We start from the raw sequence: 17,434 nt of genomic DNA, 5'->3' as shown, positions 1-17,434 counted from the left end.
AACCGAATAATCCCCAATGGCCGCCAACTGGTCATCGGGGTCCCGTTCATCTGGCTGTTCCTGTTCTTCATGCTGCCGTTCTTCATCGTTCTGAAGATCAGCTTCGCCGAAGCCGACGTGGCCATCCCGCCGTACACCGAGATCTACACGTACGCCGAGCAGAAGCTGCAACTGCTGCTGAACCTGGGCAACTACGCAATGCTGGCGGGCGACGAGTTGTACATCGCCGCTTACCTCGGCTCGCTGAAGATGGCGCTGATCAGCACCATCCTCTGTCTGGTGATCGGCTACCCGATGGCCTACGCCATTGCCACCGCCCGTAAAGAGCTGCAAACGGTGCTGGTGTTGCTGATCATGATGCCGACGTGGACGGCGATCCTGATCCGCGTTTACGCGTGGATGGGCATCCTCAGCAACAACGGTTTGCTCAACGGTTTCCTGATGAGCATGGGTTTCATCGACGAGCCACTGCAGATCCTCAACACCAACCTTGCGGTGTACATCGGTGTCGTTTACTCGTACCTGCCGTTCATGATCCTGCCGCTGTACGCCAACCTGGTGAAGCACGACAACAGTCTGCTCGAAGCCGCATCGGACTTGGGTTCGAGCACCTTCAACAGTTTCTGGAAAATCACCATCCCGCTGTCCAAGAACGGCATTATTGCCGGCTGCATGCTGGTTTTCATCCCGGTGGTCGGTGAGTTCGTGATCCCGGAACTGCTCGGCGGTCCGGAAACCCTGATGATCGGTAAAGTGCTCTGGCAAGAGTTCTTCAATAACCGTGACTGGCCGGTGGCATCCGCGCTGGCAGTGGTGATGCTGGCGATCCTGATTGTGCCGATCATTCTGTTCAACCGCAGTCAGGCCAAAGAAATGGAGGGCAAAGAATGAAGCGCATCCGTTTCTCCAGCCTGATGCTGGTCATCGGTTTGTTGTTCATCTACCTGCCGATGCTGATCCTGGTGATCTACTCGTTCAACGCCTCGAAACTTGTAACGGTGTGGGGCGGCTGGTCGATCAAGTGGTACGTCGGGTTGCTCGACAACACCCAACTGATGGGCTCGGTGCTGCGCTCGCTGGAAATCGCCTGCTACACCGCAGTTGCTGCGGTGGCGCTGGGCACACTGGCGGCGTTCGTGCTGACCCGCATCACCCGCTTCAAGGGTCGCACGCTGTTCGGCGGTCTGGTGACGGCGCCATTGGTAATGCCGGAAGTGATCACCGGTCTGTCGCTGTTGCTGTTGTTCGTGGCCATGGCGCAGATGATCGGCTGGCCGCAGGAACGTGGCATCGTCACCATCTGGATCGCCCACACCACATTCTGTGCGGCGTATGTGGCGGTGGTGGTGTCGGCGCGTCTGCGTGAGCTGGACCTGTCGATCGAAGAAGCGGCGATGGACCTCGGTGCGCGGCCGTGGAAGGTGTTCTTCCTGATCACCATCCCGATGATCGCGCCATCGCTGGCGGCGGGCGGCATGATGTCGTTCGCGCTGTCGCTGGATGACCTGGTGCTGGCGAGCTTCGTTTCCGGTCCGGGTTCGACGACCCTGCCGATGGAAGTGTTCTCGGCGGTGCGTCTGGGCGTGAAGCCCGAGATCAACGCCGTGGCCAGTCTGATTCTGCTGGCGGTGTCGATCGTGACCTTCATGGTCTGGTTCTTCAGCCGCCGTGCCGAAGAAGCGCGCAAGAAAGCCATCCAGCAAGCCATCGAAGAAAGCGCAGCCGATTCGTGGAAGCAGCCGGACGTGCGTCGCGCACCAAGCCCGGAAGCCGCGTAAGCACTAATGGGTTGGCCTCATTCTCGAGGTCAACCCAATTCAAACTGTAGGAGTGAGCCTGCTCGCGATAGCGGAGTGTCAGTCAGGAAATTTCCAACTGACAGGACGCCATCGCGAGCAGGCTCACTCCTACATGGGTTTTAGGCAGTCCAGGGTGAGTGGCGGATGACCTCGACAAAGTTCATCGGCTTGAACCCCGGCTCCTGATCCTTCAGCACATCGGTCTTCACATTGCCGAACGTGGTCTGCGGACGATGGCGCAAACCCTCGGCAAACGCGCAGATGATGCATTCCTTGAAGCCTTCCCCACGCGGGTGCGCATGCACCACTGCCTCGCGCTGCACCGTGCTGAACGCGGCGTAGTCCATTCCGAGTACATCCATCTCGACACCTGCAGTGACCAGCGCCACGGTCGGACGCAGATGCTTCGGTACGCCCGGCGTGGTGTGCAGGGCAATCGACAGCCACACCTGTTCGATATCGTCATCGCTGAGCCCGTACGGTTTGAGAAACGCCGCCGCCGCGTTGGCACCGTCCACTTCGAAACGCTCGTCATCACTGCGATGACCTTCGACCAGACCGAGGTCGTGGAACATCGCGCCGACGTAGAGCAGCTCCGGATCGTAAGCCAGTTGTTGGCGTTCACCGCTCAGTGCGCCGAACAGAAATACCCGCCGCGAGTGGTGGTAGAGCAGGTCGGATTCGATATCGCGGATGTACTCGGTGGTGGCCCGGACGAGGGCGCTGTCGGGGATTTTGATGCCGGCAATGGTCGTGCTCATGGGGAGTTTCCTCAGTGAACGCCGTCGTGGCGCTGATGGGGAAAGTCTGTTCCCGGCGCTGAAAGCGAACAATCGATGCATGGCTGCGATCCTTGCCAATCCACCTGCAAATCGTGCCAAGCTAAAAGATCGTCCGATCGCGGCCCGATCTTTTGCATTTGAAAGGGAATCCACAGTCATGACTAAAACCGTCGCCATCGTCGTGTTCGCCGGCGTGCAGTCGCTGGACGTCAGCGGCCCGATGGATGTGTTCGCCGAGGCCAATCGCTTCCTGACGCCCGAGGATCACTATCGGCTCGAAGTGATCGGCGTCGAACGCGGCCCGATGGCCTGCTCCAACGGTTTGAACCTGAATGCCCATCGGCATTTCAGCGAAGCACTCGACGCCTACGATCTGCTGCTGGTCGCCGGTGGGCCACAATTGCCGTTCATGGATTTTGGCGCGACGTTCGACGGTTGGCTGCGTGAGGCCTGTGCACGGGCGCAGCGTTTTGGTTCGATCTGCAACGGCGCGTTCACGCTCGCGCGCGCGGGGTTGCTGGAGGGGCGCACCGTGACTACGCACTGGAATGACGCCGAGGCGTTGGCGCAGTTGTGTCCGACGACGCAGGTCGAGGCTGATCGCTTGTATGTCGAGGACGGCACGCTCTATACCTCGGCCGGGGTCACGGCGGGGATTGATCTGTCGCTCTACCTGCTGGCGCGTGATCACGGTGCTGAAGTGGCGCTGAGCGTGGCTAAACGGCTGGTGGTGTTCACCCAGCGGTCTGGTGGGCAGTCGCAGTTCAGCCCGTTCCTCACGCCGCATGCAGAGCCGACGTCGGCGGTGGCGATGGTGCAGTTGTATGTGTTGGCCAATCTCACGGGTGATCTGACGATCGCCGATCTGGCCAATGCGGCGAACATGAGTGCGCGTAATTTCTCCAGAGTGTTTGCCCGGGAAGCCAAAGTCACGCCGGCGGAGTTTGTCGAGCGGGCGCGGGTGGATGCGGCGCGGGTGATGCTGGAGAGCACGGCGGCGCCGTTGAAAACTGTGGCGTATCAGTGTGGGTTTCGCGATGCGCAGCATATGCGTGGGGTGTTTAACCGGCGGTTGGGGGTTACGCCGCAGCAGTTTCGGCTGAATTTTGCGGTGATGCTTTGACCCTTACCCTCACCCCAGCCCTCCCGAAACGTCGGACCGCCCAGAGGGAGAGGGGGCCGACCGCAGTGTCTGGCGTGATACATCGACCTGAAAGACCTTAGCGATTATGGATTCGGTAAAGCAGTGTCAGGTCGCTGTAAACCTTGAGCATCCCCCAATCAGTCCCCTCTCCCTCTGGGCGGTCCGACGTTTCGGGAGGGCTAGGGTGAGGGGCTTTTACGGTGCCCGCATCGGCAACAGCTTCAAGGTACTGCGCGTATTCGCCGTCACCTCTTCGTCATTGAAATGCGCCTGCACATACATCCCGTCGACATACGCCTCAGCCTGATCGTCATAGTGACTGTCGAACGGCACACCGCTCTGCCCAACCGGGTTAATCGTTAACCCATGCGCCGGATCGGCAAAATCCACCAAGCGCCGCGTCGACGGCCCATACGTCACCGGCCATGGCGCCGGGCCGATCCTCGCCGACAGGTTGTTCGGCACTTCATGACTGCCCGGCGCCGCAAACGGCCCAACGTTGAAAATCCGATCCAGCGGCTTCTGCTGTCCCAACGGATGGCCGTGAGTCAGCGTGTGCGCAGCGCCCCATTTCCACTCGGCAGAGTTATCGCCGAGGGTCAGCTTCAAGTGCTGAATGCTCGCCTGCCACGCCGCGCGGACGATATCGGCGCGGGTCTCCTTGTTCGGCGTGCTGCGGTTGTCCCACCACGGTGAATCGGCATTCGCCGCCAGTTTCGGCAGCGCCGCATCGATCACCCGCGTCGACAGTAATGTCTCGAAGAAGTCATTGCCCAACTCATCACGCATCGCCGCATCGGCCAGGTCGTAGAGGAACTGGCTGAATACCGTCGCGCTGACCGAATCCAGCGGATAGTCGCCTGGCCACTGCGCCAGTTGCTCGACCAGTTTCAGTTGCGCCGGATCGCTGACCACCTCACGCAGCACCGGCAGCAACGGCGCGAGCAAGCGCGGGCCGTAACCGGTAGTGGTGCCCAGTTGCAGCTTCTGATTGGCCTCGTTGGTCCACTTCACGCTCTTGTCGCTGAGCTGCCGGTTCAGTTGCTGACCGCGATCGGCGAGGTTGTAGTAACCAGGAATCTGCATGCCGGTCGGCGACACGGGCTGGAAGTTGGCCGAGACGATGTAGCCGCGCGCCGGGTTTTCTTCCTGCGGGTTGGCGCTGAACGGGTAGAAACCGTCCTTGTCGGCCTGATTGCTGCTGCCGTCGAGCATGAATTCCGGCCGCACCCCGGCCGGGCGCTTGGGCAGCAATGCCGAGGCCCACCAGGCGATATCGCCCTTGGCGTTGGCGTAAACCAGGTTCAGCCCCGGCGCCTGGACTTTTGCGGCAGCGGCGCGGGCCTTGGCCAGGGTGTCGGCGCGATTGAGCTGGTAGAAGCCTTCGAGGATCGGGTTCGGTGTTTCGAGAAAGGCCCACCACATGGCGATCGGCGTCTTGCCGGCAGCGGTGCCGAGCGCATCGTTGACGATAGGGCCGTGGGGCGATTGGCGCAGGGTCAGGGTCACCGGCGACTGCCCCTTCACGTTGATCTGCTGTTGCGTGACGACCATGTCGGTCCACTGGCCGCGATACCAGACCTGATTCGGATTATCCGGGTTGACCTTCTCGGCGATCAGATCGAGATCGTCGTTCTGGAACATGGTCAGGCTCCAGCCGAAATCGAGGTTGTGACCGAGAAACGCAAACGGCACCAGCGCCTGATGATGGCCGTACAACTCGAAGCCGGGCGCCGACAATTGCGCTTCGTACCACACCGACGGCACCGAGAAACGAATGTGCGGATCACCCGCCAGCAATGGCTTGCCGCTCTGGCTGCGGCTGCCCGCGATGACCCAAGCGTTACTTCCTTCGAACTGCGGCAGACCGTTGTCGATCAACGCCTGTTCGCTGAGGCGGGCGAGGGCGTTGAGGTCCTTCCAGTCGCCAGCGGCGAGGGCCGGCGCAGGCTTGGCGTGACCGTTGACCAGCACGCCTTTGGGCTGCCAGTCGAGGTCGAAGACGTTGAGGTAATCGGCGCCGAGCTGATCGCGCACGTAGGTCAGCAGCGGTTCGGTGCGAAACGCCGCGGCAAAGCTATAGGCCATGTAGCCGGCGACGCTGATGCTGTCTTCCGCCGTGAACGGCCGTTTGGGGATGCCCAGCACATCAAACTCGATCGGTGCAGCGTGGCTGTCCTGATATTGATTGATGCCATCCAGATAGGCTTGCAGGCCCTTCCACGCCGGAGACTGTTTATCGAGACTGGCGACGTAACTGGCCGCGCGTTCACGGATGCGCAGGCTGCGGAACAGTTTGTCGGTGTCGAGCAGCTTCGGCCCGAGCACTTCGGCCAGTTCGCCGCGAGCTAGGCGGCGCATGGCTTCCATCTGGAACAGGCGATCCTGGGCATGCACATAGCCAAGGGCACGGTAGAGGTCGGTTTCGTTCTCGGCGCGAATGTGCGGCACGCCGCGTTCGTCGTAGCGCACGGTCACCGAACCCTGCAGGTTGCGCAGCTCGACCTGACCCTGGCGCGTCGGTTGTTTGCTGTAGACATACCCGCCGACGCCGACAAGCAGAACAACGATGAGCAGGGCAAGTACGGTGAACACGCGCTTCATGGTGACTCCTTGTGCAGGCGGGATGCCGCCCGTCGGGCTGCAAACAATTAGCACAGACCTTCAGTGCCGTGCAGCGCTGTCCTTGAAAAGTCCGGAATGCCTTACTGCGTCTCCACCGGCCACGGGCAGTAACACCCGACCGCCAGGGTGTGCGTGGCACTGACTGGGCGATCTTCCGTCAAGGCATTCAAAATCGGTTCGATAAAGCTGTTGCTGGAATTGCAGGTGAGGCCTTCGCTGTACGGACCGAAGTAGGCCAGTTTGCCGCTGCGATCCCAGATCGCCACGGCCGGGCTGGCGGGTACCTGTTCGGAGCCGGGCAATATCGTGATGGTTTTCAGGCTGCTGAGGGTTGCCGGCAACTGACCGTGGCTGCCAGCCTTCTGCACAGCGAAGAACTCCACGCCTTTGGCGCCAAACTGCTCGACCATCTCGGTCAGGTGCTGTTGATTGCCGACATTGCACGGGCAGGCCGGGTCCCAAAAGTGCACCAGACGAATCTTGCCGGGACCGGCGAGATTGTCCGGCAGGCGCAGCGGATCACCGGAAAACACCGCCGTGTGTTCGCTGAACGCTCGCAGATAACGCCCCTGAAACCAGTCATACGCCGCCCACAGCACCCCGGCGCAAATCAGCGCGAGCAGGCTGGCAAACAGTGCGGTGCGGTAGGGCGAACGCATGGTTTTCGATCCTCGAAAGGTCGGCTAGCTTGCCATGTCTGTCACTACAGATGAATATCGCAGGCCGATAAAGTCTGTTTACCGCTTTGGAATTGCCTTATGTCTGCCACTTTCGACCCCGATCAAATCCGCGCCAGCCTCAAGCCTTTGGCCGAGTGGCAGCCGTTGTCGGACGAGGCGAAGGCGTACCAGCAGTTTTATCAAACCGATTTTCCCCATCGCGATGTCTGGCGTGGCATGGGCCGTTTCGAAGTCGATGGTTATGAAGTGGTCAGCCATTGCTGGTGGCCGGAGAAGGTCAAGGCGACGCTGTTTCTGCTGCACGGCTACTACGATCACACCGGGCTGTATCGGCATGTGATCGAGTGGGCGCTGGATCAGGACTTCGCGGTGATCGCCTGCGATTTGCCGGGGCATGGTCTGTCGAGCGGGCCGCGCGCGAGCATTCGCGATTTCTCCGAGTATCAGGACGTCCTGCAAGCGTTGTTCGCCGAGGCGCAGTCGATCGCCCTGCCGCAGCCGTGGCATTTGTGCGGGCAGAGCACTGGCGGGGCGATTGTGGTCGATCACCTGCTCAACCATGCTGAAAACAGCCCGGCGCAGGGCCAGGTGATTTTGATGGCGCCGCTGGTGCGGCCACGGGCGTGGGGCTGGTCGCAGCTGAGTTATTACCTGCTCAGGCCTTTCGTCAGGGGTGTCGCGCGACGCTTCAGCGAGAATTCCAACGACCCGGATTTCCTGCCGTTTCTGCAGGCCGATCCGTTGCAGCCACGACGCTTGCCGACGAAATGGGTGGGGGCGTTATCGCGTTGGATCATCCGCGTCGAGCACGCGAAGAAGAGTCCGCGGCGGCCGCTGATCATTCAGGGGCAGGCGGACATGACCGTCGACTGGCAGCACAATCTACAGGTGTTGAAATGGAAGTTTGATCGGCCGCAGATCTTGTTGTTAGCCGAGGCGCGGCATCATCTGGCGAATGAGACGGCGGAGATGCGGGAGGAGTATTTCGAGTTTCTCAGCAAGCGCATCAGAGGCCGGAATCTCTAGTGAAGCTGAAGGCCCCATCGCTGGCAAGTCAGGCGCTGAAGCTCATTGCCCGACCGCCAACCCTGCGCGAATCGCCGCCAGCGCCGCCTGATAGTAGGCCTTGCCTTCAGTCGACTCGGCAAACGTCGCAAACTCTTCCAGCTCTTCATCCGACAAATCGCGATAGACGTAGAGCAACGTGTTGTTCATGTCCGCGCCAATCTGATCCATCAAACGCTGGCGCTGACCGTTGAGCATACCTTGCGCCTGACCACCACCGAGCAGCCCCGGAATCATCGAACTCAAGCTGTCCGCCGCCACACCAGCAATCGCCAAGCTCACTTCGGCGCCAGCTTCACGGGCCGGCAAGGCTTGCGCGAGGTGGCCGATGATCAGCAGACGGCTGTCGCTGGCCTGCATCTTTGGCAGACCCTTGGCATTTTTCGCCAATTGATCGCGCCGGGTCGCCAGCAATTCGGCTGCGACGATTTTCTTGCCCAGCGGTGATTGAAAGAAGGTCAGCGCCGGTTTCGGGTCGGCAAGCTTCTGCCGCAGTTGCGCTTCGGCGCGTTGATCGACGGCCTGCGGGGCGAAGCGCTGATTACTGTTGTTCACCAATGCTTGAAACACCGCCGGCGGCAGGCTGTTCTGATAGCGCTGCTGTGCGGCCGTCAGGGCGTCATTGAAATGCGCACGTTGATCTGGCCAGCCGGCGACCTTGTACAACTGATCGTGGCCGTCCGCCCAGGCGGGCAAAACGCAGAACATCAACAGTGAAAAAAGCAAACGGCGCATAGGGACTCCTGTCAGCAGCGGACTATTCTCCGTGCGGTGCCGGTACTTGTCGAGAATTCGTAGCAAGCCGCCGCGTGGCTCTGTCGGATTTGTTGCCGCCGACATACTATGCGCGCCATGCAAATATCCTCTGAACACCCACTGCTGTTACGCATTGTCGATGACCTGGCCGAACACGGCTGGTCGCAGCAGAACATATTCCTGCCCGCCGGTTTGACCCGCGAGCTGGCGGCCGAGTGCCGCAAACGTGAAGCCGAGGGTGAACTGGCGCCGGCGGCGGTGGGGCGTGGGCCGTTTTCGGAGATCCGCGAGGGGATTCGTGGCGACCACATTCAGTGGATCGATCCCGGTCAGGCCGAGGCCAGCGACCGCTATCTGAACTTGATGGAAAGCCTGCGTGAGGCGCTCAACCGTGGCCTGTTTCTCGGTCTTGAGGATTTTGAGTGCCATTTCGCCTTGTATCCGCCCGGCGCTTTTTATCGCCGGCATGTCGACCGTTTTCGCGACGATGACAAGCGCATGGTGTCGGTGGTGGTCTATCTCAATGACGCGTGGCTGCCGGAGGATGGCGGTCAGTTGCGCATGTACCTGAATGATGAGCGCGTGCATGACGTGCAGCCTACTGGCGGGTGTCTGGTGGTGTTTCTCTCTGGTGAGGTGCCTCATGAAGTGCTGCCGGCGAACCGCGAGCGCCTGTCGCTGACTGGCTGGTTTCGTCGCCGTGGCAACGAGCCGTTCTGAGATGCACAGGATTCTGGTCAGTCGCTGCCTGTTGGGTCATCGCGTGCGTTATGACGGTGGTGCGAGCGGGCCGTTTGATTTGCTTGAACAGTGGATTGCCGAAGGGCGGGTGGTGCCGTTGTGTCCGGAGGTTGCGGGTGGTTTGCCAACGCCACGGGCGGCGGCGGAGATCCCGGGCGGGCAGGGCGGTGAAGTGCTCGATGGTGTCGCGGCGGTGATCACCACTGAGGGCGAAAATGTCAGTGCGCAGTTTCTCGATGGTGCGCGGCAGGCACTGGAGTTGGTGCAGAAGCACGGGATTCGTGTGGCGGTGCTCAAGGCCAACAGTCCTTCTTGCGGGAATCTGTTGACGTATGACGGGACGTTCAGCGGAGTGAAAGTCTCTGGCGAAGGCGTGACGGCTGCGTTGCTCAAGCGCCATGGTGTGCAGGTTTTCAGTGAGCTTGAATTGGCTGAGGCGGCGGTGGCCCTGGCGGCTTTGGGCTGATCCGGAATCGTTGCCCTCACCCCAGCCCTCCCGAAACGTCGGACCGCCCGGAGGGAGAGGGGGCCGACCGAGGTGTCTGACGTCTTGCATCGACCTGGAAGACCTTATCGACTATGGATTCGACACAGCCATGACCGATCGATTATGGAATCGACAAAGCCATGACCAGTCGATTTCGGATTCGGTATAGCCATCCCAGGTCGGCGTATCTCTAAAGCAACCCCAAATCAGTCCCCTCTCCCTACGGGCGGTCCGACGTTTCGGGAGGGCTAGGGTGAGGGGCTTCTAAGGCTTCAACCACTTCTCGGTCAGCGCCGCCAGGCGTCCGTCCTCCTTGATCCGCTGCATCGCACTCGCAAGGCTGGCCTGAAATGCCGGATTACCCTTCTGAAACGGAATCGCCAATTCCACCGGCTCTGCCACTTTCGGCTTCTCTTCCGTCAACGCCTGCACCAGCACCATCGGCCGTGGCTGCTCGTCTTTTTTCGCCAGCAACTGCGAATCGACCTTGCCGTAAGACTCGCTGAAGTCGAAACGATCCTTGAGTTCGGATGTCAGTGCTATGTGGTTGAGCGCAACGTCGTACTTGCCGCTTTCAACGCCCTGGAGCAGGTCTGCCTCATCTGTGACGATGAAATCGGCGCGTACATCCAGCTCCCGGGCCAGCAGTTGCCCAAGCTCGACCTCGAACCCCGTGAGTGTGTCGCCTTCCTTGTAATTGAACGGCGGTGTATTAGCCTCAAGGGCTATGCGCAGCTCGCCACGGTCGTTGACGTCATCAATCAGTTCGGCGTGAGCCAAAGGGCTCAAAAGGGGTAGCAGGCAGATCAGGCCAGGCAGAAAACGCATGGTCACTCCTTTGAAATCATTATCGCGACGCTCTGATTCAGGCTCGCTTTGCTATGGTTGTCGAGTGCCTTCGACAACGAATGGTCATGAAGTTGTCATGACCGTGCGGATTTTACGGAAAAACTGGAGAAGAAAATGAAAAGCTTTTTGTCACGTGCAGCGTTGGCGGGTGTGCTGATGGGTGTTTCGGTGCTGGCCAGTGCGGCGACACCGGCACCAAAAGGCGCCGAAGTGTTCATCGTTTCTCCCGAGGACGGGGCCACGGTTTCGCAGACATTTACCGTCAAATTCGGTACCAAGGGCGTCGCGCTGGCGCCGGCCGGTGACGTCACCAAAAACACCGGTCACCATCACCTGCTGATCGACGCCAAGGAAATCGTTCCTGCCGGTTCGGTCGTCCCTACCGATGCCAATCATATGCACTTCGGCAAGGCGCAGACCCAGGCTGACATCAAGCTCGCCCCGGGCCAACACACCTTGCAGCTGGAACTTGGCGACAGCGGTCACATGGCGTTCGACCCGCCAATCGTTTCGAAGAAAATCACCATCAACGTCGAATAACCGTTTCGCCGTGCATGAAAAAGGGAGCCCGAAGGCTCCCTTTTTTGTCGCTCAACGCTAAATCAGAACAACACACGGCTACGGATAGTGCCGTTGATGTGCTGCAGCTTCTCTTGCGCCAGATCCGAGTACTCGGCGTCGACGTCGATCACCACGTAGCCAACCTTCTCGTTGGTCTGCAGGAACTGACCGGAGATGTTGATGCCGTTTTCGGCGAAGACCTTGTTGATCTCGCTCATCACACCCGGGATGTTCTCGTGGATGTGCAGCAGGCGGTGCTTGCCAGGGTGAGCCGGCAGGGCCACTTCCGGGAAGTTCACCGACGAAACGGAGGTACCGTTGTCGCTGTACTTGACCAGTTTTTCTGCCACTTCCAGACCGATGTTGGCTTGCGCTTCGGCGGTCGAACCACCGATGTGCGGAGTCAGGATCACGTTGTCGAGGCCACGCAGCGGGCTTTCGAACTCTTCGTCGTTGGAGCGTGGCTCCACCGGGAACACGTCGATGGCCGCGCCGATCAGGTGCTTGTCCTTGATCGCGTCCGCCAGGGCGTCCAGCTCGACCACGGTACCGCGCGCCGCGTTGATCAGGATGCCGCCCTTTTTGATGGCGCGGATTTCCTTCTCGCCGATCATCCACTGGGTCGCAGCGGTTTCCGGAACGTGCAGGGTGACGATGTCGGACATGCCCAGCAGTTCGGTCAGGCTGCCGATCTGAGTAGCGTTGCCCAGTGGCAGCTTGGTCACGGTGTCGTAGAAGTACACCTGCATGCCCAGGCCTTCAGCCAGAACCGACAGCTGCGTACCGATCGAGCCGTAGCCGACGATACCCAGTTTCTTGCCACGGATTTCGAAGGAGTTAGCTGCGGATTTGATCCAGCCGCCACGGTGGCAGGAAGCGTTTTTCTCCGGGATGCCGCGCAGCAGCAGGATCGCTTCGGCCAGCACCAGTTCCGCTACGGAGCGGGTGTTGGAGTACGGCGCGTTGAACACGGCAATGCCGCGCTCACGGGCAGCACTCAGGTCAACCTGGTTGGTGCCGATGCAGAAACAGCCGACCGCTACCAGCTTCTTCGCGTGATCGAAGATCTCTTCGGTCAGTTGGGTGCGCGAACGAATGCCGATGAAGTGAGCGTCAGCGATCTTTTCCTTGAGCTGGGCTTCCGGCAAGGAACCTGTCAGGTATTCGATGCTGGTGTAGCCCGCCGCCTTGAGGACGTCGACAGCCGATTGGTGGACGCCTTCGAGAAGAAGGAACTTGATCTTGCTCTTATCGAGAGAAGTCTTGCTCATCTGCGTAAACCTGTATCCCGGAGAAAAATGGCAGGAAATGGTCAACAGACGCTGACCCGGACGACAAGAATGTCGTCTCCGCGGATCTGGCCTTGGGCGCTGTCCTGCGGGGTCGATATGCTAGCATAGCCTCCCCGCTAAACACTCATTCCTGCGACGTGAAGCGTTCTCAGGATGACCATGAATTGTTCGAGAGTTCTGTCGATGACCAATCCTGCCCTGATTGATGAACTGAAGACCCTGGTCGAGCCTGGCAAGGTCCTGACCGACGCCGACTCCCTGAATGCGTACGGCAAGGATTGGACCAAGCACTTCGCCCCGGCGCCAAGTGCCATCGTGTTTCCCAAGACCATTGAGCAGGTGCAGGCGGTGGTCCGTTGGGCCAACTCGCACAAGGTCGCACTGGTGCCATCGGGCGGGCGCACCGGGCTTTCCGCCGCTGCCGTGGCGGCGAATGGCGAAGTGGTCGTGTCGTTCGATTACATGAATCAGATTCTCGACGTGAACCTCACCGACCGCACCGCCGTTTGTCAGCCGGGCGTGGTCACCGAGCATTTGCAGAACGTCGCGGAAGAGAAAGGCTTGTACTACCCGGTCGATTTCGCTTCGGCAGGTTCCAGCCAGATTGGCGGCAATATCGGCACCAATGCCGGCGGGATCAAGGTGATTCGCTACGGCATGACCCGCAACTGGGTCGCCGGCATGAAGGTGGTCACCGGCAAGGGTGATGTGCTGGAACTGAACAAAGACCTGATCAAGAACGCCACCGGCTACGACTTGCGTCAGCTGTTTATCGGTGCTGAAGGCACCCTCGGTTTTGTCGTCGAAGCGACCATGCGCCTCGATCGAGCGCCGAAAAACCTCACCGCGATGGTCCTCGGCACCGCTGATTTCGACTCGATCATGCCGGTGCTGCACGCCTTCCAGGGCAAGCTTGACCTGACCGCGTTCGAATTCTTCTCCGACAAAGCTCTGGCCAAAGTCATGGGCCGTGGTGACGTGCCGGCACCTTTCGAAACCGATTGCCCGTTCTACGCACTGCTGGAATTCGAAGCGACCACCGAAGAAGTGGCCAACAGTGCACTGGAAACCTTCGAGCATTGCGTCGAGCAGGGCTGGGTGCTGGACGGCGTGATGAGCCAGAGCGAAACGCAGTTGCAGAACTTGTGGAAACTGCGCGAATACATCTCCGAAACCATCTCGCACTGGACGCCGTACAAGAACGACATCTCGGTCACCGTGTCGAAAGTGCCGGCATTTCTCAAGGAAATCGACGCGATCGTCGGCGAACACTATCCGGACTTCGAAATCGTCTGGTTCGGCCACATCGGCGACGGCAACCTGCACTTGAACATTCTCAAGCCGGATAACCTTAGCAAGGACGAGTTCTTCGCCAAGTGCGCGACCGTCAACAAGTGGGTGTTCGAAACCGTCGAGAAGTACAACGGTTCGATTTCCGCTGAACATGGCGTGGGCATGACCAAGCGCGATTACTTGACCTACAGCCGTTCCCCGGTCGAGATCGAGTACATGAAAGCGGTAAAAGCGGTGTTCGACCCGAACGGCATCATGAACCCGGGCAAGATTTTTGCGGTTTGATCGGCAATCTTTGATGAATCAATGAAGGCAGGAGTCGGTAAATGAGCTATCAGCACCAGTACGTCGACGGCACGCGCATCCACTTCCCGATCGGGAAAGTCGTGTGCATTGGCCGTAATTACGCCGAACACGCCAAGGAACTGGACAACCCGGTGCCTACCGAGCCGTTACTGTTCATCAAACCGGGCAGTTGCGTGGTCGAGCTGGAAGGCGGTTTCGCCATTCCGACCGAGCGCGGTTCGGTGCACTACGAAGCGGAAATCGCCGTGTTGATCGGCAAGCCGTTGTCGACCAAACCGAGCCGTGAAGAAGTGCTCGACGCCATTTCCGGTTTCGCCCCGGCGCTGGACCTGACCCTGCGCGACAAGCAGGCCGAGCTGAAAGCCAAGGGCCTGCCGTGGGAAATCGCCAAGTCGTTCGACGGCGCGGCGGTGCTTGCGCCGTTCGTGGTCGGCAGCACCTTTGCTGATCTGACCGACATCGGCATTCGTCTGACCATCAACGGCGAAGTCCGCCAGGACGGCAACAGCAGTGCGATGCTCAATCCGATCGTGCCGATGATCCAGCACATGGCCGGCTGCTTCTCGCTGCAGGCCGGTGATGTGATCCTCACCGGTACGCCGGTGGGTGTTGGCCCGCTGAACGTGGGCGACGACATCGTCCTCGAGCTGGTCGGCGCGAGCAGCTTCACCAGCAGCGTGCGCTGATTTAACGCGGTCCCCTTGCAGGAGTGAGCCTGCTCGCAATAGCGGTCTGTCAGTCAACGATTGTTTCGACTGACCTGACGCCATCGCGAGCAGGCTCACTCCTACAGGGTTTTGTGATCTCTCCCACAATGGCGCAGGGCAATCCCGCCATTTGCCGTTTTTTTCACATCCTGTACGGATAATTCCTCTCATTCTGGCGTCTGAGCCGGCCTCTTTGTGCTATTACCCATAGCCTGAATTTTCGGAACGCGTCCATCGATGTCATCTCAAACTCAGCTCAAACCCACCCGCCGCTCACGTTTCTCCCTGCGCTGGTATGTCTGGCTCTTGCTGGTGGTTGCCGCCGCTTATGCCTTGGCGTTTGCCATGCATTGGGATGATCGCGGGGTGCTCTGGCTGCAGGAAAGCTTCGAAAGCCAGGCCGAGCAGAAGGAAAGCATCTGGCTGCCGGACTATCGAGTGGTGATAGATGCCAAGCCGCTCAAGGGGATGGAGAAGGACGAAGCTTCGGATCTGGCGTACAACCCGCAGACCAAAACGCTGTTCTCGGTGATGGGCAAGAACCCGTTTCTCGCCGAGCTGACCTTGCAAGGTGATGTGCTGCGCAAGATGCCGCTGGTGGGCTGGAGCAATCCGGAAGGCCTGACGATGATGGAAAACGGCCTGATGGCCATCGTCGACGAGCGCCAGCACATGCTGTCGATCGTCAGGGTCGACGCTGATACTCGCGAATTGAACATCGCCGATTTCCCGAAATACGATCTCGGCCCGTCGAAAGACCAGAACAAAGCGTTCGAAGCCATCACTTGGGACGCTCGCAATCAGCAACTGTTGCTGGGCGAGGAGCGGCCACCAGCGCTGTTCACCTGGAAAAGCGATGGCAGCCAGACCCTCAAGGGCGACAAGCAGAAACTCGTCAGTGATGAACTGGATATTCGCAACCTCTCGGCCTTGGCGATTGACCCGCGCACCCAGCACACACTGGTGCTGTCTGCCGATTCACACCTGCTGCTGGAGCTGGACGAGAAGGGCGAACAGGTCAGCTTCATGACCCTGCTTGGCGGCTTCAACGGATTGAAAAACACCATCCCGCGCGCCGAAGGCGTGACCATGGACGAGGCGGGCACGCTGTATATGGTCAGCGAGCCGAACCTGTTCTATCGCTTCGAAAAACAGAAATAGCAGCCTTTACCGATTCCAATGTAGGAGCTGCCGAAGGTTCGGGCCGCGTTCGGACGATCTTTTGACTGTGGGACGCAGAGCGTCCCCGGCTGCGTTCCCACGCAGAGCGTGGGAACGATCAGATCGCAGCCTGCGGCAGCTCCTACAGGGGTTGGCTTGTGGTTTGAGGCAAGTGGCCATTAAGCTTCAGTTCAGACGGGCGTGATATTTCATCCGCCTGTTTTGATCCCGAGCTCATCCGAATGCGTCGACTTGCCCGCCCCAAGCCTCTGATTATTTTCCTGTCGGTGATTGCCCTGATCGCGTTGATTGCGATCGGCCAATACATGCGCCTGTTCGAGCGCGCCTGGTTTAACTTGCACACACTGTGGCAACCGCAGAGTAGCGAGTCGATTGGGCTGGATCAGTATCGCGTGGAGATTGAGGCGCGGGTGATTGAAGGGCTGGACGACGATGTTTCGGCGCTGACCTTCGATCCGGTGCGCAAAAGCCTGTTTACTGTGACCAACAAAAATTCCGAGCTGGTCGAGCTGTCGCTCGAAGGCAAGATCCTGCGGCGCATTGCCCTGATTGGTTTTGGTGATCCCGAAGCCGTCGAGTACATCAGCGCCGACACCTACGTGATCACTGATGAGCGTCAGCAGCGGCTGATCAAGATACACCTGGAAGCAGACACCACATTCCTCGACGCGGCGGACGCCGAGCAGATGACCCTCGGCGTGCATATGGCCAGCAACAAAGGTTTTGAAGGCCTGGCGTATGACTCGGTAGGCAAGCGCTTATTTGTCGCGAAAGAGCGTAACCCGATGCTGATCTACGAAGTGCACGGCTTTCCGCATTTCAATCCGGAGAAGTCCTACGCGGTGCATGTGATCAACGATCCCAAGCGTGACGCCGGGATGTTTGTGCGCGATCTGTCGAGTTTGCAGTACGACGAGCGCAGCGGGCATTTGCTGGCACTGTCGGATGAGTCGCGGCTGATTCTGGAGCTGGATGTCGGCGGGCGGCCGTTGAGCACGATGTCCATCAGTGGCGGGCGGCAGGGTTTGAAGAAAACCGTACCGCAGGCGGAAGGCATTGCGATGGATGATGACGGGACGTTGTATCTGGTGAGTGAGCCGAATCTGTTTTACGTCTTCAAAAAACCAACACCGAACTAACCAACACCACAGAACCATTGTAGGAG

17 protein-coding genes are annotated in these 17,434 nt (G+C 59.7%); 11 read left to right on the top strand and 6 right to left on the bottom strand.

The window, feature by feature from the left end:
• The first annotated feature begins 9 nt into the window (after window positions 1-9).
• A complete protein-coding gene (locus tag AC3IUF_RS28385; RefSeq protein WP_176091783.1) occupies window positions 10-891 on the top strand; it encodes an ABC transporter permease subunit in 882 nt (293 codons plus the stop codon).
• Window positions 888-1,778: an ABC transporter permease subunit gene (locus tag AC3IUF_RS28380; RefSeq protein ID WP_007913861.1), complete on the top strand. Its 891-nt coding sequence runs from the start codon at window positions 888-890 to the stop codon at window positions 1,776-1,778. Before AC3IUF_RS28385 ends, AC3IUF_RS28380 begins: the two co-directional genes overlap by 4 nt.
• Window positions 1,779-1,918: 140 nt before the next feature.
• Here the strand turns inward: AC3IUF_RS28380 and AC3IUF_RS28375 are convergent, their stop codons facing one another.
• A complete protein-coding gene (locus AC3IUF_RS28375; RefSeq protein ID WP_414894595.1) occupies window positions 1,919-2,560 on the bottom strand; it encodes an HD domain-containing protein in 642 nt (213 codons plus the stop codon).
• A 178-nt stretch (window positions 2,561-2,738) separates the two neighbouring features.
• On the opposite strand from AC3IUF_RS28375, the gene AC3IUF_RS28370 reads away from it, so the two are divergent.
• The gene (locus AC3IUF_RS28370) at window positions 2,739-3,704 is read left to right on the top strand and encodes a GlxA family transcriptional regulator (RefSeq protein ID WP_489279882.1); all 966 of its coding nucleotides are present in this window, start codon (window positions 2,739-2,741) and stop codon (window positions 3,702-3,704) included.
• Between the two features lie 216 nt (window positions 3,705-3,920).
• Here the strand turns inward: AC3IUF_RS28370 and AC3IUF_RS28365 are convergent, their stop codons facing one another.
• Together AC3IUF_RS28365 and AC3IUF_RS28360 are read right to left on the bottom strand one after the other, a co-directional pair.
• Complete coding sequence (locus AC3IUF_RS28365; protein WP_489279881.1) at window positions 3,921-6,329, bottom strand: penicillin acylase family protein; 2,409 nt, start codon at window positions 6,327-6,329, stop codon at window positions 3,921-3,923.
• A gap of 101 nt (window positions 6,330-6,430) precedes the next feature.
• Window positions 6,431-7,009: a DUF6436 domain-containing protein gene (locus tag AC3IUF_RS28360; protein ID WP_414894598.1), complete on the bottom strand. Its 579-nt coding sequence runs from the start codon at window positions 7,007-7,009 to the stop codon at window positions 6,431-6,433.
• A 99-nt stretch (window positions 7,010-7,108) separates the two neighbouring features.
• Between AC3IUF_RS28360 and bipL the strand changes: the two genes are divergently transcribed.
• Window positions 7,109-8,056: a phospholipase BipL gene (bipL, locus tag AC3IUF_RS28355; protein ID WP_007913866.1), complete on the top strand. Its 948-nt coding sequence runs from the start codon at window positions 7,109-7,111 to the stop codon at window positions 8,054-8,056.
• A gap of 42 nt (window positions 8,057-8,098) precedes the next feature.
• On the opposite strand, the gene AC3IUF_RS28350 is transcribed toward bipL, so the two are convergent.
• A complete protein-coding gene (locus AC3IUF_RS28350) occupies window positions 8,099-8,830 on the bottom strand; it encodes a DUF2059 domain-containing protein (protein ID WP_007913867.1) in 732 nt (243 codons plus the stop codon).
• Window positions 8,831-8,938: 108 nt separating this feature from the next.
• Here AC3IUF_RS28350 and AC3IUF_RS28345 point away from each other — a divergent pair, with 108 nt between their 5' ends.
• Both AC3IUF_RS28345 and AC3IUF_RS28340 read left to right on the top strand, forming a co-directional pair.
• Complete coding sequence (locus AC3IUF_RS28345) at window positions 8,939-9,571, top strand: 2OG-Fe(II) oxygenase (RefSeq protein WP_007913869.1); 633 nt, start codon at window positions 8,939-8,941, stop codon at window positions 9,569-9,571.
• Window position 9,572: 1 nt separating this feature from the next.
• Window positions 9,573-10,058 carry a 2-thiouracil desulfurase family protein gene (locus AC3IUF_RS28340; protein ID WP_489279879.1) on the top strand — a complete coding sequence of 162 codons (486 nt, stop codon included), beginning with the start codon at window positions 9,573-9,575 and terminating at the stop codon, window positions 10,056-10,058.
• Window positions 10,059-10,343: 285 nt separating this feature from the next.
• On the opposite strand, the gene AC3IUF_RS28335 is transcribed toward AC3IUF_RS28340, so the two are convergent.
• The gene (locus tag AC3IUF_RS28335; RefSeq protein ID WP_414916444.1) at window positions 10,344-10,907 is read right to left on the bottom strand and encodes a transporter substrate-binding domain-containing protein; all 564 of its coding nucleotides are present in this window, start codon (window positions 10,905-10,907) and stop codon (window positions 10,344-10,346) included.
• 135 nt (window positions 10,908-11,042) lie between these two features.
• Between AC3IUF_RS28335 and AC3IUF_RS28330 the strand changes: the two genes are divergently transcribed.
• Window positions 11,043-11,468: a DUF4399 domain-containing protein gene (locus AC3IUF_RS28330; RefSeq protein ID WP_489279878.1), complete on the top strand. Its 426-nt coding sequence runs from the start codon at window positions 11,043-11,045 to the stop codon at window positions 11,466-11,468.
• A gap of 62 nt (window positions 11,469-11,530) precedes the next feature.
• Here the strand turns inward: AC3IUF_RS28330 and serA are convergent, their stop codons facing one another.
• On the bottom strand, window positions 11,531-12,760 hold the full coding sequence (gene serA, locus AC3IUF_RS28325; RefSeq protein WP_008085296.1) for a phosphoglycerate dehydrogenase: 1,230 nt from the start codon (window positions 12,758-12,760) through the stop codon (window positions 11,531-11,533).
• 204 nt (window positions 12,761-12,964) lie between these two features.
• Here serA and AC3IUF_RS28320 point away from each other — a divergent pair, with 204 nt between their 5' ends.
• The 4 genes from AC3IUF_RS28320 (at window position 12,965) to AC3IUF_RS28305 (ending at window position 17,408) form a co-directional block, all read left to right on the top strand.
• Window positions 12,965-14,359, top strand: a complete 1,395-nt coding sequence (locus AC3IUF_RS28320; RefSeq protein WP_042704915.1) for an FAD-binding oxidoreductase — start codon at window positions 12,965-12,967, stop codon at window positions 14,357-14,359.
• Between the two features lie 41 nt (window positions 14,360-14,400).
• Window positions 14,401-15,066, top strand: a complete 666-nt coding sequence (locus AC3IUF_RS28315) for a fumarylacetoacetate hydrolase family protein (RefSeq protein WP_007913879.1) — start codon at window positions 14,401-14,403, stop codon at window positions 15,064-15,066.
• 258 nt (window positions 15,067-15,324) lie between these two features.
• Window positions 15,325-16,248, top strand: a complete 924-nt coding sequence (locus AC3IUF_RS28310) for an SdiA-regulated domain-containing protein (protein ID WP_489279876.1) — start codon at window positions 15,325-15,327, stop codon at window positions 16,246-16,248.
• Window positions 16,249-16,490: 242 nt separating this feature from the next.
• Entirely contained in the window at window positions 16,491-17,408 is a 918-nt protein-coding gene (locus AC3IUF_RS28305) for an SdiA-regulated domain-containing protein (RefSeq protein ID WP_489279874.1), read from the top strand.
• The last annotated feature ends 26 nt before the right edge of the window (window positions 17,409-17,434 follow it).

It is taken from the genome of Pseudomonas sp. KH_040, from assembly GCF_057839305.1.
Note: the sequence above shows the minus strand (reverse complement) of the source record. Positions and strands in the feature narration are given on the sequence as shown.